Source organism: Gallaecimonas pentaromativorans, assembly GCF_003751625.1.
In the GTDB taxonomy this organism is placed as follows: Bacteria; Pseudomonadota; Gammaproteobacteria; order Enterobacterales; family Gallaecimonadaceae; genus Gallaecimonas; species Gallaecimonas pentaromativorans.
This window is the reverse complement of sequence record NZ_RJUL01000011.1, coordinates 106,009-126,217: the sequence shown is the minus strand read 5'-3', so window position 1 is coordinate 126,217 and position 20,209 is coordinate 106,009. Positions and strand designations below refer to the sequence as shown.

Genomic DNA, 20,209 nt, shown 5'->3' with positions numbered 1-20,209 from the left:
TCAGCCCACCAGGGAATGCTTGAGGAGCCGTTTGAGGTCGGTCAGCATGTCCTTGCCAAGGGCCAGGGTTTGGGGGCGCTCACTGGCTGGAGGGTAGCTCAGCATCACAAAGCCCCTGGGGTCGGCGATGTATAGGCGATTGGGCTGAAGGGGTGCGCCTCCCGGGCCGCCCTGCACTAGGCCGGACGCGGTGTCGGCAGGCAGCGTAGCGGCGCCCAAGACCACCGGCACCACCCTGTCCATCTCCCGGCCCAGGGCGAGGTGGGTTTGGCCGAGGATATAGAGGCTTTCATGGCAAGCCTGGTGGCAGATTGGCGGCATCACGTAGACCAGCCGCCAATGGTGGTCGTTGGCAAAGAGCGCGGCGGCAGAGAGCGGCGGATTAATAAGCTCGCCCTTGTTGACCGTAGGGCTACCGGCCAGCCAGCCCCCCATAAAGGCCATCTGCGCCAAGGCTACCGGCAGGATAAAGAGCGCCAAAAAGGCCAGCAGCAATGTCTTTTGCTTACTCATGTTTCCTCCTGTGCTCGGCCCGCAACCAGCAGCCAAAGGCCACCATCAGCGCCAACGCCATGCTGGCCCATTGCAGGGAATAGGCGCGGTGTTTTTCCGGCGGCATTACCACCAGCGGCCAGTGGGCGATAAAGCCCGAGCCGCTCGGCTCCTGGCTCAACACCCATTTTTGCAAAGGCAGGCCCAGGCTTTCGGTCAGCGCTTCGGGGGCCGGGCTTTGCACCCGGTAACCGCCGCCAAGCTTCTCGGGGGCGGTGGCTTTGAGCGAGAAGCCGGGGTCTACTTGCCGCAAGCGCCCGGTGATGGCGGCTTCGCCGTGGGCCAAGGGAGCGCTGGGCAGCAGGTCGCGGCGGGCAACTCCGGCCAGCCAGCCCCGGTCAATCAAGAAAACGCCCCGGCTGGTGGCGAAGGGTTGCAGCAGGTCATAGCCCACTTGGCCATCGAGGGTGCGGTTGTCCCAAAATATGGCGGTGGGCAGCCAGCGCCCCTTCATTGTGACCGGCCAGTAATCGGGGTTGGTTTTGGCTAGCGCCTCTTCCAGACTCAGCACCGGGCGGCTTGCCACTTCGCTGAGCAGTGCGGCTTTTTGCTCGGCCCTTTGCCATTGCCAGAGGCTCAATTTGCCAAAGACCGCCAGCAGCGCCACAGTGAATAACCAGGGCAACCATTTACTTTTGGAGAACCCATGCTGGTGAAGGTGCTTATTCTGGGGTTGGTGCTGTATGTGCTGGTGAACCTGTTTCGGGCGCTTTTTGTCATGCTCCGCCACGGCGAGCAGGGCCAGATGAGCCGCTTCCTTGGCCGGCGCCTGCTGGCCTCCTTCCTGGTGCTGTTGCTGGTGGTGGTGTTGATCGCGCTCGGCGTTATCGAACCGCATTCAACCCCCTACTAGAGGATGTACACGAACAGGAACAGGCATAGCCACACCACGTCTACAAAGTGCCAGTACCAACTGGCCGCCATGAAACCGAAATGCTTTTGCGCCGAAAAATGCCCCGCCTGCACCCGCAGCCACATCACCAGCAGCATCAAGGTGCCCAAGGTGACGTGCATGCCGTGAAAACCGGTCAGTAGAAAGAAGGTGTTGCCGTAGATGCCGGCGTCGAGCTTGAGCCCCATCTCGGTGTAGGCGTGGATGTACTCGACCCCTTGCAGATACAAAAAGCAGCTGCCCAGCAATATGGTGGCCAGCAGCCACAACTTGAGCGCCAACCGGTTGCCCTTCTCCAAAGACAGGTGCGCCAGATGCACAGTGACCGATGAGCTGAGCAAAATCAGGGTGTTGTAAAGCGGTAGCCCCATCCAAGGCATCACCTCGGTGCTTTTACCACCCGGGGTGGTTGCCACCGGCCAGGTGCCGCTGAAATCGGGCCACAGCAACTGGTGGGTCAAGATGTTGTTGGACCCGCCCCCCAGCCAAGGCACGGCAAAGGTCCGGGCATAGAAGAGCGCCCCGAAAAAAGCGCAGAAGAACATCACTTCCGAGAAAATGAACCAGCTCATGCCCTGGCGAAAGGAGCGGTCCATCTGCCCCGAATAGAGGCCAGCCATGGACTCGCGGATAACCGCCGCAAACCAGCCAAAGCACATCACTATGATAACCAGCACCCCGGCCAGCAGCAGCCAGCCCCCGTAACCCCCTTGTTGGCCGCTAGTCACCTGGGGCACGAAATGCCCGGCCCCGAAAGCGATAAGGAACAGGCCGAGGGCGCCCATGATCGGCCAATAGGATTTGGCGGGCACATAGTAGTGTTCGTGTTTCATGATGAGCCCCTCACGCTGAGGTTGTAGAGGGTGTAGGAAAGGGTCAGGGTCTGGATGTCATCCGGCAGCGCCGTATCCAGGAAAAACAGCAGCGGCATTTCCACCTCCTGGCCAGGTGCCAGGTGCTGCTGGTGGAAACAAAAGCATTCAATCTTGTGGAAATATTTAGCACCCAGCCCCGGCGCCACCGAGGGCACCGCCTGAGCGACAATATCGCCGCTGGCACGGTTTTTGGCGTAGAAGTGCACCAGCTTTCGCTCGCCGGGGTGAACTTTGACCTCGGTAACGTCAGGACGAAATTCCCAAGGCAGGCCCTCATTGATATAGGCCACGAACTGCACGGTAATGAGCCGGTTTTTGTCCTCTGGCTCCACCAGAGTGGCGGCCACCGGGCCACCGGTTTTACCGTTGATACCGGTCACCTGGCAAAACACGTTGTAAAGGGGCACCAGGGCAAAGGCAAAACCGAACATCAGCGCCACCAGCAGCAATAGGCGTTTGGTCAGCCGGCCATGGCCCTGGCCGGTCATGGTTTGATCTCCGGCGGGGTTTCAAAGGTGTGGTAGGGCGCTGGGCTCGGCACTTCCCATTCGAGCCCCTCGGCTCCTTCCCAGGGTTTGGCAGGTGCCGGCGTGCCGCCTTTGATGCACTTGATCACCACCCACAGGAAGATGAGCTGGCTGAGCCCGAAGGCAAAACCGCCAATGGAGACAATCTTGTTCAAATCGGCAAATTGCAGGGCGTAATCGGGGATCCGCCTTGGCATGCCGGCCAGCCCGAGAAAATGCATGGGAAAGAACAGCACGTTCACCGACACCAGCGAGCACCAAAAATGCAGCTTGGCCAGGCCCTCGTCGAACATGTGGCCTGTCCACTTTGGCAGCCAGTAATAGGCTGCCGCCATGATCGAGAAGATGGCGCCGGTCACCAGTACGTAGTGGAAGTGCGCTACCACGAAGTAGGTATCGTGGTATTGGAAATCGGCCGGGGTGATGGCCAGCATCAAGCCGGAAAAGCCACCGATGGTAAAGAGCACCACAAAGGCCAGGGCAAACAGCATCGGCACTTCAAAACTGATGGAGCCGCGCCACAGGGTGGCTACCCAGTTAAACACCTTCACCCCGGTGGGTACGGCGATCAGCATGGTGCAATACATGAAGAACAGTTCGCCAAAAAGCGGCATGCCGGTGGTGAACATGTGATGCGCCCACACCACAAAACTCAGCCCGGCAATGCTGGCAGTGGCGTACACCATGCTGGCGTAGCCGAACAGCCGCTTGCGGGCGAAGGTGGGCAGGATGGCGCTGATAATGCCAAAACTTGGCAAAATCATGATGTACACCTCGGGGTGGCCGAAGAACCAGAAGATGTGCTGGAACATCACCGGATCACCACCGCCCACGGCGTTGAAGAAATCGGTGCCAAAATACTTGTCGGTGAGCACCATGGTCACGGCGCCGGCCAGTACCGGCATCACCGCGATCAGCAAGAAGGCGGTAATAAGCCAGGTCCACACAAACAGCGGCAGTTTCATCCAGGTCATGCCCGGCGCCCGCAAGTTGAAGATGGTCACAATCACATTGATGGCGCCCATGATCGAACTGATGCCCATGATGTGAATGGAGAACACGAACAGCGCCGTGGAATTACCCGAGTAGGTGGTGGAAAGCGGCGCATAGAAGGTCCAGCCGAAAGCCGGCCCGCCGCCCTCCATAAAAAGGCTGGACAGCAAAATGGCGAAGGCAAAGGGCAAAATCCAGAAGCTCCAGTTGTTCATCCTCGGCAGCGCCATGTCCGGCGCGCCAATCATCATCGGGATCATCCAGTTGGCCAGCCCCACAAAGGCCGGCATCACCGCGCCAAACACCATTACCAGGCCATGCACCGTGGTCATCTGGTTGAAAAACTGCGGCTCCACCAACTGCAAGCCCGGCTGGAATAGCTCGGCGCGGATCACCATGGCCATAGAGCCGCCGGTTAGGAACATCAGAAAGCTGAACCACAGGTAGAGGCTGCCGATGTCCTTGTGGTTGGTGGTGGTAACCCAGCGCATCAGGCCACTAGCCGGGCCGTGATGCACCTCATGTTGGGCGGCGTCGAGCCCCTTGGGGGCATCCATGTCTCGTGAGACCTGCATTGGTGCCTCCTAGGGGTTGTCGCCGCTGAGGAAACGGTGCAAGTCGGCGGCCTGTACGGCGTCACCGGTGCTGTTCCCCCAGGCATTGCGTTCATAGGTGATGATGGCGGCCAGCTCCGACAGGCTGAGCTGTTTGCCAAAGGCCTGCATGGCGGTGCCGGCTTTGCCATTGAGCACGATATCGATGTGGGCATGGACATCACCGGTGGCGATGGCGCTGCCTTTAAGGGCCGGAATGGCCCCGGGCAGCCCTTCGCCATTGGGCTGGTGGCACATGGCGCAGCGCGCCTCGTAAAGGGCTTTGCCGTCGCGCATCAGTTCGTCCAGGGAGCGGTTCATGGCCAGCAGTTTTTGCTCTTCGGCCTTTTTGGCGGCCAGACGGGCCTGCTCAGCACTGAGCCAGTCGTCAAAGGCCGCCGGCGTCTTGGCAATCACCACTATGGGCATGAAGCCGTGGTCCTTGCCGCAGAGCTCCGCGCATTGGCCCCGGTAGAGCCCTGGCTCCTTGATGCGAGCCTGCACCTGATTGATAAAGCCGGGGACGGCGTCTTTTTTCACGGCAAAGGCCGGAACCCACCAAGAATGGATAACGTCTTCGGAGGTGATCACAAAACGGATATTGCGGTCGGTGGGCAGCACCAGGGGCCTGTCCACCTCGAGAAGGTAGTTGTCGCCCTTGTCCAGGCGGTTGGTTATCTGGTCCGGCAGGGTCGCCAGCAGCGAATAAAAACCCACATCGGTGCCCAGGTACTGGTAATGCCATTTCCATTGGGAGCCGGTAACCTGCACCGTGATATCGGCCGGGCCTGAGCCGTCGTCATCGCCTGCCACCAGGGCTTTGGTAGCCGGTACCGCCATGGCGATGAGGATGACAAAGGGAATGAGCGTCCAGAGGATCTCGACCCGGGTGGACTCGTGAAAGTTGGCCGCTTTGGCGCCGCGGGATTTACGGTGGCGGATCAGGCTGTAAAACAACAGGCCAAAGACCACGGCCCCGATGGCACAGCAGATCCAGAAGATGGTCATGTGCAGACCATAAACCCGCTGGCTGAAGTCCGTAACGCCGCGGGTCATGTTGTATCCGTCCGCCAAGGCAGTGAATGGCCAGCACCAGGCCAGCACCGCCCAGGCCCCCAATGCCTGATGACGTCTGCTACTCACTTGCTGCTCCTGTCAGTAGAAGCGAGAGCCCTGCCCAGGTACGACCCAGTCCTTTGCCGGCCCTTCCCTACCCCGTCCAGCAAGCGCCTTGGAGAGTGACGATTAGTGGCGGGATCGTTGTGATTGTGTGTATCGCTGCAAAACTGCTGATGTTTTTATAGTCAGACTAAGCCTTATCCAAGAAAGGGTTATCGTCCAGTTGGTGGGGGAATAAATGCAAAGAAGGCGGCAAGGGGGATGCCCCTGCCGCCTTCTGCTAAAAGCCGTTACGCCTTAAAACTGGCTGTTACGGATCACCCCGACGGCCAGGCCTTCGATGGTAACGGGCGTCTCCCGAAGGTCGACCAGAATGTCGTCAAAATCGTCGTTCTCGGCAATCAGGCGCAGGCTGTGGCCGTGCTGGTCCAAGCGTTTTACGGTGACATCATCTTCCACCCTGGCCACCACCACCTGGCCGTTACGGGCCTGGCTGGTGCGGTGCACCGCCAGCAGGTCGCCGTCCATGATGCCGATGTTTTTCATACTCTCGCCCTTAACCCGCAGCAGGAAGTCGGCACGGGGGTGGAACAGCTCCGGGTCCATCTGGAAGTGGGACTCAATATGCTGGGTCGCCAGAATGGGCTCACCGGCAGCCACCTGGCCAATCAGCGGCAGGCCCGGCTCGTCGTTGGCGCTGTCGTCATCCAGTAGGCGAATGCCACGGGAAGTGCCGGCCAAAATTTCGATAACCCCTTTTTTGGCCAGGGCCTTGAGGTGTTCTTCGGCGGCATTGGCAGACTTAAAACCCAGCTGCTGAGCAATCTCGGCACGGGTGGGGGGCATGCCGCTTTCCGAAATGCGGGCGCGGATCAGATCCAGGATCTGTTGCTGGCGGGGAGTAAGGGGGCGCATCGGATGCCTCAACTGGGTTTATTTACAGTAACTGTCAGTATATCCAGTTCTTTGGAGATGGCAAGGCGCTTGGCCTGCACAGCCACCAACCCACAGGCACCGGATTTTTACTCACAGAGTTATCAACAGGCAGCGAGGATCCGCTCCAGGCCGTTGGCCAGGGCGTCGCGGTCATGGCGATAGAAGATTTGCTCGGACGCCAACGGCATCTCCAGGCGCCTGACACCGGCCGGCAGTTGCTGCCAGTCAAGGCCAGGCCTGGCCAGCACCCAGTCGACGGCGCTAAAACCCAGTTGCCGGTGCAACCAGGCCAAGCGCTGGCCGGGGGTTAACGTGCGCACCGGGCTTTGTTCTACCCCCAGGTTTTCCACCCAGACCTTGACCGCTTTGCTGGCCCGAAAGGCCCCGGCCAGTTCCGGCAGCAGCAGCGGCGGCAGCACCGAAGTTAGAAACGAGCCAGGCCCCAGAATCAAGAGATCGGCTTCTCTTACCGCATCCACCCCTTCCTTGGTGGCCGCCACCTTGGGCGACAAGGTCAGCTGGCGCGGCATGCGCTCAAGGCCATCTACCCGCTGCTCGCCCAGGTGCTCAAGGCCCTCTTCACAAAGGGCCAGCAGGTCGGCGGGGCTCTCGGTCATGGGCAGCAACTCGCATTTCACCCTAAGCACCTGGCGCACCAGGTTGATGGCTTCAAGCGGCCGCACGCAGAGGTCGTCCAGGGCCAGCAGAATGAGGTTACCGAGGTTATGGCCGCCCAGTTCCCCTTCGGCGCCGAAGCGGTATTCAAAAAGGCGGCTACCGGTGGAGGGTTGGGTGACCAGCTGATTGATGCAGTTGCGCACATCGCCCCAGGCAATGCAGTGGTGCGAGCGGCGCAGGCGCCCCGTGGAGCCGCCGTTGTCGGTGGTGGTGACGATGCCGGTAAGGCGGGGGCCCAGAAAGTTGAGCGCCGAGAGCATCCGCCCCAGGCCGTGGCCGCCCCCCAGGGCAACAACCCGTTCCAAGGCCGCCAGATGGGGGCGATAAGGTGATTCTGCCATTCAAAGATCCAGCCATGGACTGCGTCCCAAGGTTACCCCGGCTGCAAAGACTTTGACAAAGACTTCTGCTAAGCTAGCCGGCCGGCTAAAAACTTCTCCGGGACATATTCGTGCTGCCGAGTTTTCTACTCAAGGCCCTCAAGTGGCCTGTTTCACTGACCGTTAAAAGCAAACTGGTGCCGCAAGATCCCGTCAAGGAGCTTGGCCTGGACCCCAGTAAGCCCATTGTGTACGCCTTTAAAACCGCTTCAGCGTCCGATCTGTTGGCGGTGCGGCGTTTGTGCTTGGCCATGGGGCTGCCAGACCCTGCCGCGCCGCTACAACTGGCTGGCCAAACTGTGCCCCGCTGCCTGTTCATGGATAAACCGGTGACCTTGCTGACCCGCAAGCGCCGCCACGGCAACTTCCGTGACGCCCTTAAAGCGCTGCTCAAGCCCTTGCGGGAAGATAACCAACAAGACGTGCAGCTGCTGCCGGTTTCCCTGTTCTGGGGCCGCCAGCCGGGTCACGAAAACCCCTCGCTGCTGGGCTCGATGCTGTCTGACTACGACTCCCCCTCCTGGCTGCGAAAAATGCTGATCATCGCCTTTTATGGCCGTGACAACTTCGTGCGCTTTGCCCGGCCGGTGTCCCTTCGCAATCTGTTAGACCAGCGCGACGACAGCGACGACAACCTCAGCCACAAGCTGGCCCGGGTAGCGCGAGTGCATTTTTCCCGCCAGCGCCTGGTAATGACAGGCCCGCGCCTGCCCGACCGCGAAACCATGCTGGCCGCCCTGCTCAAGACCGAGCCCATGAAAAGGGCCATCGAAGACGAAGCCCGCTCCCGCAAGGAAGATTTCGGCCAGGCCGAGCAGCGCGCCAACCAGTACCTGCAGGAGATCGCCGCCAAGTTCTCCCCCGGCTTTATCCGCTTTTTAGACCGCCTGCTGGGCTGGATCTGGAACCGCATCTACAAGGGCATCAAGGTGTCCAACGCCGAGGTGGTGCGCCAGTTGGCCCACGACGGCAACGAAATCGTGTTCGTGCCCTGCCACCGCTCCCACATGGACTACCTGCTGCTCTCTTACGTGATTTACCAGCAGGGCATGGTGCCGCCGCACATCGCCGCCGGGGTCAACCTCAACTTCTTCCCAGCCGGGCCGCTGTTCCGTCGGGGTGGCGCCTTTTTTATCCGCCGCAGCTTCAAGGGCAACAAACTCTATTCCACGGTGTTCCGCGAGTACCTCTACAGCCTCTTTCAAAAGGGCTACTCGGTGAAATATTTCACCGAAGGCGGCCGCTCTCGCACCGGCCGGCTGCTGCCGCCCAAAACCGGCATGTTGGCCATGACGGTGCAAAGTTTGCTGCGCTCTTCCGAGCGCCCCATCAGCCTGGTGCCGGTGTACATCGGCTATGAACACGTGATGGAAGTAGGCTCCTACCTCAAGGAGCTGCGTGGCAACTCCAAAGAGAAGGAGTCGGGCTGGCAGGCCTTTAAATCCACCATCAAGGCGCTGCGCCAGGATTTTGGCCAGGGCTTTGTCAATTTTGGCCAGCCCATCGCCTTGTCCCAGTACCTCACCGAGCAGGTGCCGGACTGGCGCAAAAGTAGCGGTGACGCCGACGCCAAACCCAGTTGGCTGACCCCTCTGGTCAACCGCCTGGGCGATGAAATGCTGACCCGCATCAACGACGCGGCGGCCCTTAACGGCGTGACCCTGGTGTCGCTGGCGCTGCTGTGCGCCGAACGCCGGGCCCTGTCGCGGGAAGTGCTGGAAAACCAGTTGGACTTGTTGCTGGCCCTGGCCCGCCAGGCACCCTACTCGGCTCATGTCACCCTGCCCGAGCAAGACGGCAAGGCGCTGCTGGAGCAGGTGCTCAAAGGCGACAAATTCCAGGTCAGCGAAGACGGCCTTGGCGAGCTCATAAGCCTGGATGAAACCCAGGCCATCGCCATGACCTATTACCGCAACAACATCCTGCACCTTTACATGCTGCCCTCTTTGGTGGCGCGGCTGCTGCTGGACGGCCCCAAAAGCCTTGATACCCTTTGCGAGCAGGTGCTGGCGCTTTATCCGCTGCTGAAAGCCGAGCTCTTTATGGGGATTGATGAAGCGGCCCTTGGCGAGCATCTCCAGGCGCTGCTTGGCGCCCTCGAGCAGCAAGGCCTGGTGAGCCTTGATGGCGAGCGTTGGCAGGCGGCCAGCCACCAACGTCCGGGCTATCGCAAGCTGTGGCTGCTAAGCGGGGTTATCGAAGAGTCCTTGCAGCGCTACGCCATCGTGCTGACGCTGCTGCGAAGCCCAGAGCCGCTGGGCCGGGCCGAGCTTGAGAATCGCGCCCAGGCGGTGGCCGAGCGACTTTCGGCGCTCTTTGGCATCCAGGCGCCGGAGTTTTTCGACAAAAAACTCATTGCGTCTCTGGCCGCCACCCTGCGCGAGGCAGAATTGGTGGTGCTGGGGGAACAAAGCGAGCTGCTGCCCACGGACAAAGCCCTGGCCCTGGACGAGCTGGTGCTCAACCTGCTCTCCAACGAGGTGGCTGATACGGTACGCCATGTGTTGTGCAAGGATTGCTGACACTGACCACCAAAAAGCCGCTCACCGAGCGGCTTTTTTCAGGCCAGCGGATGAGCGTCGCGGCGGAACCAACCGGCGATAGAGTAGCGGTCGTCCCCCGCCGGCAACACCTCGTGGGGAAACTCTTCCGATAAGAAACACACCAAAGTGCCGGGGGCCGGGTCCACCTTGCCCAGCAGCTGATCGTGGCTGTCGTAGAGGGCCAGCTCGCCGCCGGCACCGGCTGGCCACCAGGCATTAAGGTAAGTCACCGCCGACACCACCCGGTTGGAGCGGCCGCGAAAGGCATCCAGGTGCTTTTGATAAAAATGCCCCTTGGGGTAATGGGCAAAGTGGCACTCGTAGTCATTAAGGCCGAGGAACAGGCTGCGGTTGATGGCCAGGCGCAGCTCGTCCATCAGCGCCAGGTAACGCTGCTGCTGCAAGGACAAGCCGTCGAGCCAGAGGGTGTTGTCGTTGCGCACGTCCAGGCGCTGCTGGTGGTCACCCTCGCGGCCGATGCCGGCCCGGGTCAGCTCTTCGCGGCGTACCAAGAGTTCGCCGCGCAGCGCATCGCGCAGCTCGTCGTCCAGCCACTGGGGGATCACCACAAAGCCGTTGCTGGCCAATCCGTCAATTACCGCTTGCAGTTTCTGGTCCATGGTCCCCCCAAATACAAAGGCCCCGAACGCTAGAAGGTTCGGGGCCCGCTGACAATTCATTTTATTTGTCGTTACGACAAGCCATTTCCTTATTGCATCAGGTAATCGGCGTAGATCCCCATGGCCACCACCATGCCAGCGTAGTTGTTGTTGAGAAAGGCCTTGAAGCAGTTGTCACGGTCGCGGTTGCGCACCAGCCATTGCTGGTAAACAAAGAACACCGCCATCGCCAGCACTCCCAGGTAATAGGGCAGCCCAAGGCTTGCCACCACCCCGGCTTGCAGCAGCATCAGCAGCGCCGCCAGTTGCAGAAGGCCGGTGATGAGCTTGTCGGAGCGGCCAAACAGGATGGCAGTGGATTTAACCCCAATACGAATGTCGTCGTCCCTGTCTACCATGGCGTAGAAGGTGTCGTAAGCCACTGTCCAGGCGATGTTGGCAGCAAACAGCCACCAGATGGACTCGTCAATTCGCCCGGTTTGCGCCGCCGATGCCATGGGAATGCCCCAGCCAAAGGCCATACCCAGCACCACCTGGGGCAGGTGGGTAAAGCGCTTCATAAAGGGGTAGCTAAAGGCCAGGGCCAGTGCCACCAGCGACAACAAGATGGTGAGCCGGTTGAGGGTCAGCACCAAGCCAAAGGAAACCAGGCACAACACACCAAAGAGAATGATCGCCTCGCGGCTGGTCACCGCGCCCCGGGCCAGGGGCCGCTGGGCGGTGCGCTTGACGTGGCCGTCGACCTTGCGGTCGGCAAAATCATTGATCACGCAGCCGGCCGAGCGCATCAAAAACACCCCGGCAAAAAACACGAAAGTGATCCAAGGGTCAGGCAAACCGTTGGAGGAAACCAGCAAAGCCCAGAGGGTGGGCCAGAACAAAAGCAGCGAACCGATGGGTTTATCGGCGCGCATCAGCTGCATATAGCTTTTATATTTTTCTTTCATGGGTTCCATCTCAAAGGTCAAAGACGGCGGGCAGAAACACTTCCATCACCCAAACCGGGCTTTGACCGGGCGCACGAAAATCAGAACAGCGTGCCCACAGGGTCTGGGCTGCCAACCCAAGGGCACTACCCTCTACCTGGGCCAGCAGGATATCACCTCGGGTCCAGCCGTCATCGGCAAAGAGCCGCTCACCCAGCGGCTGTTCGCCTAGGCTGGTAAAACCTTGCTGGCTGACAAAGAGGCTGCGAGCGTAAATGCAGGTTTTGTCGTCGGCCTCCAGCAGCACGGTGCGTTCGCTCACCAGTGCCGGCAACGACAACCAGGCTTGCTGCCGGGCATTGAGTTCAATTTGGGTCAACGACTGCAACTTGACCCTGAAATGTTTGCTGTGACGTTTCAAACGCCGGGTCAGCGAGCCCTGGTCAAGCAGCCAGTCGCGTTGCTGGCTGCCAAGACCTTCGGCCTCAGCCACTGACATCCACTGCCAATCAGACCACATGCGGGAACAGGCTTGTTTTGAAGGTGCCCCATGATATCACCGGCATCTGGCGAGCCAAGTGCTTTACTGGCAAAGTATGAGCGCCAAATTTGAAAGGGGACATCCATGCGTCATCTGTTACCACTGCTGTTGCTTGCCACCACCACCCTGCCCGTCCTGGCGCAGGCCGCCGAGGAAGAAAAAGCCGGTGAAGCCAAGGCAGCAACCCAGTACGGCTATTACGAGCTGGAGCCTGACATCATCACCAACTATGTCAGCCAGGGTAACAGGTTGGGCTATATCCGGGTGACGGTGCAGCTGATGCTCAAAGACGACAGCAAGAAGGATTTGGTGGAACACCATGCGCCGCTGATCCGCGACGCCCTTATCGAGATCTTCGGCAACCAGACCGGCGACGATATCCGCTCCCTGCAGGGCCGCGAGCAAATCCGCAAAGCGTGCCTGAAAACCACCCAGGACCTACTGCTAAAAGAAACCGGCGAGCCGATTGTCGCCGATTTACTCTTCACCAAGTATCTGTATTACTGAGCTTTACTGCCCTTAAACGGCAGCCCCGCCAGGGCGCAGCCAGCGATCAGGCCCCACAGGTGGGCCTGGTTGGCAATGGGTAGGCCAATACCCACAAAGCCCAGTACCAGCCAAGCCAGCATGAACAGCACTAGGGAGTTGGGCAGCATGATGCCACGGCGCGGATAGAGTAGCCCCGACACCCAGAAGTACCCGAACAGGCCGTACACCACCCCCGAGAGGCCGCCAAAGGCCGGCCCCGCCGCCAGAAACTGCGCCAGGTTGCCAGCAAAGCCGGTCACCAGGGTGATAAGGGCCAGATGCAGGCTGCCTTCTTGCTTTTCCACAATGCCGCCCAGCTGCCACCACCACAGCAGGTTGAAACCGATATGCAGCAGGGAAAAGTGCAGCAAAATCGGCGTCACCAGCCGGTAGGCGTTGGCCAGGGTAACGGCATCGAGGCTGGCCGGGAACGACAGTGCTTGATATAGCCCGGCATAGCCCAGCATCCACGGCAGGTACACCAGCACGCACACCACCAAAAAACCCAGCGTCAGGGGGCCGGCGACAAAGCGCAGCTGCAACTGGCTGTTGTAGCGCAAGGGCGACGGCCTGTCACCGCCGCTTTGCCAACTGGCCGAGCTGTAGCGCGGGTCGTGGGGTTGAGTCAGGAAATGTTGCCAGGCTTCATCGAGCCACTCCGGGGCCGGCAGCGCCACCTCAACGGCAACGTCGCTGCCGGCTACGGCCAGCCGGGCCTTTACGCCACGGGTTGCCAGGTAGTCGACAAAGCCCTGGGCCAGCCTCGGGTCAGGAAAGTGACCCAGTATCTTGGTCGCGGACATAAGGGTAGGCTTTTCTCCAGGCTTCGAAGCCGCCGTCGAGGCTGTACACTTCTTCAAAGCCCTGTTGCAGCAGGTATTGCGCCGCGCCCTGGCTGGACACGCCATGGTAGCAGCAGACGATAACAGGGGTGTCGAACTCGGCTTCGGTCATAAACCGATGCAAGGTACCGTTGGTCAGATGGTAGGCACCATCGATATGACCGCCGGCAAAACTGGCCTCGTCGCGGATGTCCACCAGCCTTGCTTGGCCATCATTAAGCTTATGAAACGCTTCATCGATTGATATATGGGCGAACTGCTCCATACAATACCTCTCTTGATTTGCTGCCCTAGCATACCTCTTTAATGGCAGTGGGCGTTAACTTGGCCAAGGGTTTTGGTTAAGCTTTACGCAGAGCTCCCGCAGGATTAGTTCATGGCCACCATAAAAGATGTCGCCAACAAAGCTGGCGTCAGTATTTCTACCGTCTCTCACGTGCTCAACAGCACCCGTTTTGTGGCCGAAGCCACCAAGGAACGGGTGTTCCTGGCCATCAAGGAGCTCAACTACGCCCCTTCGGCGGTCGCCCGCAGCCTCAAGGTCAACCGCACCCGCACCATCGGCATGCTGGTTACCACCTCCACCAACCCCTTCTTCGCCGAGGTGATCCGCGGGGTTGAGGAGGCCTGTTCCGCCCTGGGTTACACCCTCATTCTCTCCAACTCCGGTGGCGAAGTTGCCCGCCAGCAGGCCAGCCTGCGCATGCTGATTGAAAAGCGGGTCGACGGCATCCTGGTGATGCTCTCCGAAGACGCCTCCGAGGTCTACGAACTGCTGGGCACCCACCCGGAGCTGCCGCAGGTGATCATGGAATGGGGCGATACCCAAGGGGATATCTACCGCATCCAGGACAACGCCGAACAGGGCGGGTATTTAGCCACCAAGCATCTGATTGATAAAGGTCACAAGGCAATCGGTTGCATCACCGGCCCGGCCAGCAAGAGCCTGACCGTAGAGCGCCTGGCCGGGTTTAAGCGGGCCATGAAAGAGGCAGGGCTTGCCATCAACCCAGATTGGATCCTCGAAGGGGATTTCGAGCCTGAAGGGGGCTGCGCCGCCATGGAACAGCTGCTGACCCAGCAAAGCCGCCCCACCGCGCTGTTCGTGTTCTCAGACCCCATGGCCCTTGGCGTTATCAGCGCTGCCCACATGGCCGGCCTGCACGTACCGGAAGACCTCTCGGTTATCGGCTATGACGATGTGCCCATGGCCGGCTTTTTCAGCCCGCCGCTGACCACCATCCATCAGCCCAAGTATCGCCTCGGCCACAAGGCCGCCAAGATTTTGCTGGCCAAGGTCAACAAGGAAGAGAGCGACAGCAAGGTGCTGACCCTGCATCCGGAACTGATTGAGCGGAACTCGGTACGTGAATTGGTTTAAAAACTGGCTGGCCCGGTACGACGCCTGGTCGCTGCGCTGGGGCCTGCATCCGGTCTATAAGCGCAGCTGCGTACCTCAAAAAAAAGAGCGGGATTAACCCGCTCTTTTTTATGGCGCTGACCTTAAAGGGATAGCGGCATTACCCGGTTGCGGCCCAGGCGCTTGGCCTCGTACAACAGGGCGTCGGCCTTATCCACCAACTGGATGCTGCTTTCACCGCCTTGGCCCTGGGCCACCCCCAGGGAGGCGGTAATTTTGTCAATCTTCTGGCCGGTGCGTTTGTCGGTCACTGTTACTTTGGCAATCAGGCTGCGCAGGCTCTCGGCTTTGCGCCTGGCCACCGCCAGTGGCGCATCCACCAACACCGCAAACTCCTCGCCGCCAAAACGAAACGCCAGGGCTTCGTCCTTTAAAAACAGGCTGATTTGCCGGGCCGTGGCTTTGAGTACCTGGTCACCGAGAAGGTGGCCGTAGTTGTCGTTAACCGCTTTGAAATGGTCGAGGTCCAGCAGGATAAGCGACACCGGGCCTGTCATGCTGGCCAGCTCCATGTCGAAGGCGCGGCGGTTGCGAAGGCCGGTCAAAACGTCCACCAGCGCTTCTTCGCGGCTCTTGGCCAGGGCCTCTTTGAGCCTGGACACCTCGTCTTCGGCGGTGCTGAGCCGGCTTTGCAGGTGATCGGCGCTGCCGTTCATCCACTTGGCGTCTTTCACCAGGTTACGCACTTCATCCATCAGGGTGTCGAGGCTGATATTGCCGTCCTCAATGCCGCTCAGGCGCGCGAAGCGCTCGTTCAAGGCACGCTGGAATTGGGCGGTGTCCTGGCGGGTGTCTTGCAGGGTGGAGCTCAGCTCCTGCGTCAGGGCCTGCAAGCTGTCGTTAAGGCCCTGGGTGTCGCGCCAACGGCTGTCGGCCAGGTGCGCCTGGTATAAAAGCGCCGCCGAGCTCGGGCCCAACTCGTCGCTTTTCGCCAAGGTTTGGTCCAGGGCGCGGTTCAGCTCTGGGTTTTCCTCGCTGACATAGACGTACCAGAGGCTGTAATGCTCAGGCGTCGGCGGCAGCCGGTATTTGGATAGCAAGCCAAGGGTTTTTTTGAAGATGTCGTAGACAGTGCTCATGACTACCCAGTCTTTTTGTTAGGTCCTAAACCAGTGTGGACAGCCTGGACGGAAAAAACAGGTCCGGGCCCATTTTTATCCGGTCGCGCCGTTACTGTTGGCGATGAATGGCGAGCAGTTTTTCCAGGTTACGGTGCATGTCGAACTTGCTTTTCACCAATGCCTGGCCACTTTGCACCATCTGCGCCGTTAATGTCTTGTTATTGATCAAGTCTTCAATTTTCGCGGCCATGTCGGCCACATCAAAGGCCTTGGCCAGCAAACCGGTTTGACCATGCACCACCACTTCCGGGTTGGAAGAGGCGTCAAAGGCTACCACCGGCACTCCGTGATACAGGGCTTCAATCAGGGTGTTGGCGCTGCCTTCGTACTTGGAGGTAAAGGCCAGCAGGTCGATAGCCGCCATAAATCCGGCCATGTCGCTGACATGGCCCAGCAGCCGGATATCCTCCCCTAGCCCCGCCGCCTCGATAGCCGCTTCCAGCTCCGCCCGTTTTTCACCTTCACCGGCGATATCGATGCGCACCTGATGGCCCTTGGCCTTGAGGCGCTGGCAGATCTCCACCAGCCACAGCTGACCCTTTTGGTCTACCAGCCGCCCGACACTGCCGATCACCAGCGGATTTTTGTCTGCCGCCAAAGGCTTGGGCGCGGGAAAAGGCTGCCGGGTGTCGACCCCGTTATAGATGATGCTGGTCTTGGCCACCGGGAACCAGGTTTCGTTACCCTGGACCATCTTGTCGACGATCTCCTGGGAATTACCCACCACATGGGTAATAACGTCGTTGAACAGCCATTTATTGAGCGCACTGGCGCTGGGCTTTTTGGGCATGCCGCGCCGGTAGACAATGTGCCTGACCCCGGCAAGCCTTGCCGCCAGGCCGGCAAACTTGGCATCGGACGGCAGGTTCAGCACCACGGTGCTGACGCCGTTGTCTTTGAAAAATTTAACCAATTTAAACAGCTTGAGCGGGTTTAGCAGGCTGAGGTTGCCAATTTGCATGGCCAGGGGCGAAAAGCCCGCTTGGGTGGCTGCCCGGTACAGGGCCGAATCACGGTTGGTCACCATCAGGGTGGAGACTTGCTGATCCCTGAAATAACACGCGGTGGACAGGTGCCATTTCTCGCCCCCGCCCCACTGGCCGTTGGTGTTTACAAAGCAGATCGCATTCTTGGCAGCTGTCACTGGCGCCCTTTCCAATGCCCCGCCGGGGCGGCATACGGTTGATTATTCGCGCAAGATACCAGATCCCGGCGCCAACAGGCATGGCAGGGGGTGAATTCGCATCCCCTTTTATCTCCCACCTTCAACCTCCCCCTGCTACCGCTCATCGCAGATGTAGCGAAAAGGAAAAACCAGTCACATCAATGAAACAACTCATCATTAGGGTGTGCGCCATCAAAAACCCTGAGGTGTGCAGCCATGACCAAACGCTTTTCCCTTATCGCCCTGGCCCTTTTAGGCCTGAGCGCCTGTGATGACAACGATAACGACACGCCGCCAGTAGTGACGCCGGAGCCGGCTCCGGCCAAGGTCGACATCAAATTGTCGGTGCTGGGCCGCTACAGCGCCGGGGTGATTGGCGAGAGCGCCGCCGAAATCGTCGACTTTGACCCGGCCAGTAAACAGCTGTTTGTGATTAACGCCGCCGCCGGCACCGTGGACGTACTGGATGCCGCTAACCCGCCCACCCCCACCAAGACCGCCACCCTGGATGTAGCAGCCCTCATCGGTGAAGCCATCGGCGGCGTCAACTCGGTGGCGGTGAAAAACGGCCTGGTGGCCGTCGCGGTGGAGAACGACAACAAACAAGCCGCCGGTTACATCGCCTTCTACAAGGCCGATGGCCTGCAGGCGCTGGGCTTTGTGGGCGCCGGCGCCCTGCCGGACATGGTGACCTTCAGCCCCGACGGCCGCTATGTGCTGAGCGCCAACGAAGGCGAACCCAACGCCGCCTACGACAACGACCCCGAAGGCTCAGTAACCCTGGTGGACTTAGGCGAAGACCCCCTGGCCAAAGCAGCCAGCCTCAAGCCAGAAGACGTCAAACAGCTCAACTTCAACGCCTTTGACGCGCAAAAAGACAGTTTGATGGCGAGCGGCGTGCGCATCTTTGGCCCCAATGCCAGCGTCAGCCAAGACCTCGAACCCGAATACATCGCCGTTAGCAGCGACAGCACCAAAGCCTACGTAACCTTGCAGGAAAACAACGCCGTGGCGGTGGTGGATCTGGCCTCTGCCAGCATCACCGGCATCTCGGCCCTAGGCTTTAAAGACCACAGCCTTGCAGGCAACGGCCTGGACGCCTCCGACAAAGACGATGCCATCAACATCAAAACCTGGCCGGTGATGGGCATGTACATGCCCGACTCGGTGGCCAGCTTCACCGTTGACGGCGTTACCTACCTGGTCACCGCCAACGAAGGCGACAGCCGCGACTACGATGGCTTCTCCGAAGAAGCCCGGGTTAAAGACCTGGCGCTCGACCCAACCGTCTTTGCCGACGCCAGCTTGCAAGACAACGCCAACCTGGGCCGTTTGCAGGTCACCACCACCCTCGGCCAGGACGCCACCACCGGCCTCTACACCCAGCTCTACAGCTTCGGTGGCCGCTCCTTTAGCGTCTGGAAAGACGAAGGCGGCGTGGTCAGCCAGGTGTGGGACAGCGGCGATGCCTTCGAGCAGTACCTGGCCGAGGCCCTGCCAGAAGACTTCAACTCCGATAACGAAGAGCAAGACAGCTTCGATAATCGCTCCGACAATAAGGGCCCCGAGCCGGAAGGCATAGCGGTGGGCACCATCGGCGAGCAGCACTTTGCCTTTGTGGGCCTGGAGCGCATTGGCGGCATCATGGTCTACGACGTCACCGACCCGGCAGCGCCGGTGTTCCAGGACTACATCAACAGCCGCGATTTTGGCGCCGAGACCCTGGAAGCCGCCGGCGACCTGGGCCCGGAAGGGGTACACTTTGTCAGCGCCGCAGACTCCCCAAGCGGCGAGCCGATGCTGATTGTCGGCCACGAAGTGTCCGGCACCACGGTGCTCTACCAGATAGCCACCAGCCCCCGCAGCTAAGGGAGAAGGTGATAAAAAAACCGGCCTTTTTGGCCGGTTTTTTGTTTAGCTCCAGTCGAGGATGACTTTGCCGCTTTGGCCAGAGCCCATGGTGTCAAAGCCTTTCTGGAACTCCTCCACCTTGAACTGGTGGGTGATGATGGGGGTGAGATCCAGGCCCGATTGCACCAAAGAAGCCATCTTGTACCAGGTTTCAAACATTTCCCGGCCGTAGATGCCTTTGATAACCAGGCCCTTGAAGATCACCTTGTTCCAGTCGATGGCCATGTCGGAAGGCGGAATGCCCAGCATGGCAATTTTGCCGCCGTGGTTCATGGTGTCGAGCATCAGCCTGAAGGCAGACGGTACCCCGGACATCTCCAGGCCCACGTCAAAGCCTTCGGTCATGCCCAGCTCTTTCATCACGTCCTTGAGGTTTTCCTTGGCGACGTTGACGGCGCGGGTAGCGCCCATCTTCTTGGCAAGCTCCAGGCGATATTCGTTGACGTCGGTTATCACCACATGGCGGGCACCCACATGACGGGCGATGGCCGCGGCCATGATGCCAATGGGGCCGGCGCCGCTGATAAGCACGTCTTCACCCACCAAATCAAAACTCAGGGCGGTGTGCACGGCGTTGCCGAAGGGGTCGAAAATGGCGGCCACTTCGTCAGGGATGTTGTCGGGCAGTTTGAACACGTTGTAGGCCGGAATAACCAGGTATTCGGCAAAGGCGCCAGCACGGTTAACACCCACACCGGTGGTGTTGCGGCACAGGTGCACACGGCCGGCACGGCAGTTGCGGCAATGGCCGCAGGTGATATGGCCTTCACCGGAAACCCGGTCGCCAATCTTGTAGCCGCGCACTTCCTCGCCCATGGCAACAATCTCGCCCACGTACTCGTGGCCCACCACCATCGGCACCGGGATGGTGTTTTGCGCCCATTCGTCCCACTTGTAGATGTGCATGTCGGTGCCGCAGATGGCGGTCTTTTTAATCTTGATCATCACGTCGTTGTGGCCCATTTCGGGTTTCTCCACATCGACCATCCAGATCCCTTCTTGTGAATGCAGTTTGCTGAGCGCTTTCATGGCTTACACTCCAGAACC

The 20,209-nt window shown here is 59.9% G+C and carries 21 protein-coding genes; 5 read left to right on the top strand and 16 right to left on the bottom strand.

What is annotated here, in order from left to right; all coding sequences use genetic code 11:
* The gene (locus EDC28_RS17820; RefSeq protein WP_123422507.1) at positions 1–513 is read right to left on the bottom strand and encodes a hypothetical protein; all 513 of its coding nucleotides are present in this window, start codon (positions 511–513) and stop codon (positions 1–3) included.
* Positions 506–1,177 (bottom strand): SURF1 family protein, encoded by a 672-nt coding sequence (locus EDC28_RS17815; protein WP_170164167.1) that lies wholly within the window; start codon positions 1,175–1,177, stop codon positions 506–508. Before EDC28_RS17815 ends, EDC28_RS17820 begins: the two co-directional genes overlap by 8 nt.
* 21 nt (positions 1,178–1,198) lie before the next feature.
* Between EDC28_RS17815 and EDC28_RS20195 the strand changes: the two genes are divergently transcribed.
* Entirely contained in the window at positions 1,199–1,405 is a 207-nt protein-coding gene (locus tag EDC28_RS20195) for a DUF2909 family protein (protein ID WP_050658868.1), read from the top strand.
* Here EDC28_RS20195 and EDC28_RS17810 read toward each other — a convergent pair.
* From EDC28_RS17810 to yvcK, 6 genes are all read right to left on the bottom strand, one after another.
* Positions 1,402–2,277, bottom strand: coding sequence for a cytochrome c oxidase subunit 3 (locus EDC28_RS17810; protein ID WP_123422505.1), 876 nt, complete (start codon positions 2,275–2,277; stop codon positions 1,402–1,404). The genes EDC28_RS20195 and EDC28_RS17810 overlap by 4 nt on opposite strands.
* Positions 2,274–2,807, bottom strand: coding sequence for a cytochrome c oxidase assembly protein (locus EDC28_RS17805; protein ID WP_050658870.1), 534 nt, complete (start codon positions 2,805–2,807; stop codon positions 2,274–2,276). The genes EDC28_RS17810 and EDC28_RS17805 overlap by 4 nt, the downstream gene beginning before the upstream one ends.
* A complete protein-coding gene (ctaD, locus tag EDC28_RS17800) occupies positions 2,804–4,414 on the bottom strand; it encodes a cytochrome c oxidase subunit I (RefSeq protein WP_123422504.1) in 1,611 nt (536 codons plus the stop codon). The genes EDC28_RS17805 and ctaD overlap by 4 nt, the downstream gene beginning before the upstream one ends.
* Positions 4,415–4,423: 9 nt before the next feature.
* Positions 4,424–5,575, bottom strand: a complete 1,152-nt coding sequence (gene coxB, locus EDC28_RS17795) for a cytochrome c oxidase subunit II (RefSeq protein ID WP_336391561.1) — start codon at positions 5,573–5,575, stop codon at positions 4,424–4,426.
* 273 nt (positions 5,576–5,848) lie between these two features.
* Positions 5,849–6,466, bottom strand: a complete 618-nt coding sequence (lexA, locus tag EDC28_RS17790) for a transcriptional repressor LexA (protein ID WP_050658872.1) — start codon at positions 6,464–6,466, stop codon at positions 5,849–5,851.
* A gap of 122 nt (positions 6,467–6,588) precedes the next feature.
* Positions 6,589–7,506, bottom strand: coding sequence for a uridine diphosphate-N-acetylglucosamine-binding protein YvcK (gene yvcK / locus EDC28_RS17785; RefSeq protein WP_123422503.1), 918 nt, complete (start codon positions 7,504–7,506; stop codon positions 6,589–6,591).
* A gap of 110 nt (positions 7,507–7,616) precedes the next feature.
* Between yvcK and plsB the strand changes: the two genes are divergently transcribed.
* Positions 7,617–10,067, top strand: coding sequence for a glycerol-3-phosphate 1-O-acyltransferase PlsB (gene plsB, locus EDC28_RS17780; protein WP_050658874.1), 2,451 nt, complete (start codon positions 7,617–7,619; stop codon positions 10,065–10,067).
* Positions 10,068–10,105: 38 nt separating this feature from the next.
* Here plsB and EDC28_RS17775 read toward each other — a convergent pair whose 3' ends face one another.
* From EDC28_RS17775 to EDC28_RS17765, 3 genes are all read right to left on the bottom strand, one after another.
* Positions 10,106–10,708, bottom strand: coding sequence for a 2OG-Fe(II) oxygenase (locus EDC28_RS17775; protein ID WP_123422502.1), 603 nt, complete (start codon positions 10,706–10,708; stop codon positions 10,106–10,108).
* 89 nt (positions 10,709–10,797) lie between these two features.
* On the bottom strand, positions 10,798–11,655 hold the full coding sequence (gene ubiA / locus EDC28_RS17770; protein ID WP_336391560.1) for a 4-hydroxybenzoate octaprenyltransferase: 858 nt from the start codon (positions 11,653–11,655) through the stop codon (positions 10,798–10,800).
* 10 nt (positions 11,656–11,665) lie between these two features.
* Entirely contained in the window at positions 11,666–12,154 is a 489-nt protein-coding gene (locus tag EDC28_RS17765; RefSeq protein WP_083445846.1) for a chorismate--pyruvate lyase family protein, read from the bottom strand.
* A 105-nt stretch (positions 12,155–12,259) separates the two neighbouring features.
* Between EDC28_RS17765 and EDC28_RS17760 the strand changes: the two genes are divergently transcribed.
* Positions 12,260–12,682 carry a flagellar basal body-associated protein FliL gene (locus EDC28_RS17760; RefSeq protein ID WP_050658878.1) on the top strand — a complete coding sequence of 141 codons (423 nt, stop codon included), beginning with the start codon at positions 12,260–12,262 and terminating at the stop codon, positions 12,680–12,682.
* Here EDC28_RS17760 and glpG read toward each other — a convergent pair.
* Both glpG and glpE read right to left on the bottom strand, forming a co-directional pair.
* On the bottom strand, positions 12,676–13,506 hold the full coding sequence (glpG, locus tag EDC28_RS17755) for a rhomboid family intramembrane serine protease GlpG (RefSeq protein ID WP_123422500.1): 831 nt from the start codon (positions 13,504–13,506) through the stop codon (positions 12,676–12,678). The two genes, EDC28_RS17760 and glpG, sit on opposite strands and share 7 nt — an antisense overlap.
* Positions 13,472–13,810 carry a thiosulfate sulfurtransferase GlpE gene (glpE, locus tag EDC28_RS17750; RefSeq protein ID WP_050658880.1) on the bottom strand — a complete coding sequence of 113 codons (339 nt, stop codon included), beginning with the start codon at positions 13,808–13,810 and terminating at the stop codon, positions 13,472–13,474. The genes glpG and glpE overlap by 35 nt, the downstream gene beginning before the upstream one ends.
* Positions 13,811–13,921: 111 nt before the next feature.
* On the opposite strand from glpE, the gene EDC28_RS17745 reads away from it, so the two are divergent.
* A complete protein-coding gene (locus EDC28_RS17745) occupies positions 13,922–14,926 on the top strand; it encodes a substrate-binding domain-containing protein (RefSeq protein WP_050658881.1) in 1,005 nt (334 codons plus the stop codon).
* 122 nt (positions 14,927–15,048) lie between these two features.
* Here EDC28_RS17745 and EDC28_RS17740 read toward each other — a convergent pair whose 3' ends face one another.
* Both EDC28_RS17740 and EDC28_RS17735 read right to left on the bottom strand, forming a co-directional pair.
* Positions 15,049–16,044, bottom strand: a complete 996-nt coding sequence (locus tag EDC28_RS17740; protein WP_050658882.1) for a GGDEF domain-containing protein — start codon at positions 16,042–16,044, stop codon at positions 15,049–15,051.
* Positions 16,045–16,135: 91 nt separating this feature from the next.
* Positions 16,136–17,230, bottom strand: a complete 1,095-nt coding sequence (locus EDC28_RS17735; protein WP_123422499.1) for a glycosyltransferase family 4 protein — start codon at positions 17,228–17,230, stop codon at positions 16,136–16,138.
* A gap of 237 nt (positions 17,231–17,467) precedes the next feature.
* Between EDC28_RS17735 and EDC28_RS17730 the strand changes: the two genes are divergently transcribed.
* Positions 17,468–19,120: a choice-of-anchor I family protein gene (locus EDC28_RS17730; protein WP_123422498.1), complete on the top strand. Its 1,653-nt coding sequence runs from the start codon at positions 17,468–17,470 to the stop codon at positions 19,118–19,120.
* Positions 19,121–19,165: 45 nt separating this feature from the next.
* Here EDC28_RS17730 and tdh read toward each other — a convergent pair whose 3' ends face one another.
* On the bottom strand, positions 19,166–20,191 hold the full coding sequence (tdh, locus tag EDC28_RS17725; RefSeq protein ID WP_123422497.1) for an L-threonine 3-dehydrogenase: 1,026 nt from the start codon (positions 20,189–20,191) through the stop codon (positions 19,166–19,168).
* Between the last annotated feature and the right edge of the window lie 18 nt (positions 20,192–20,209).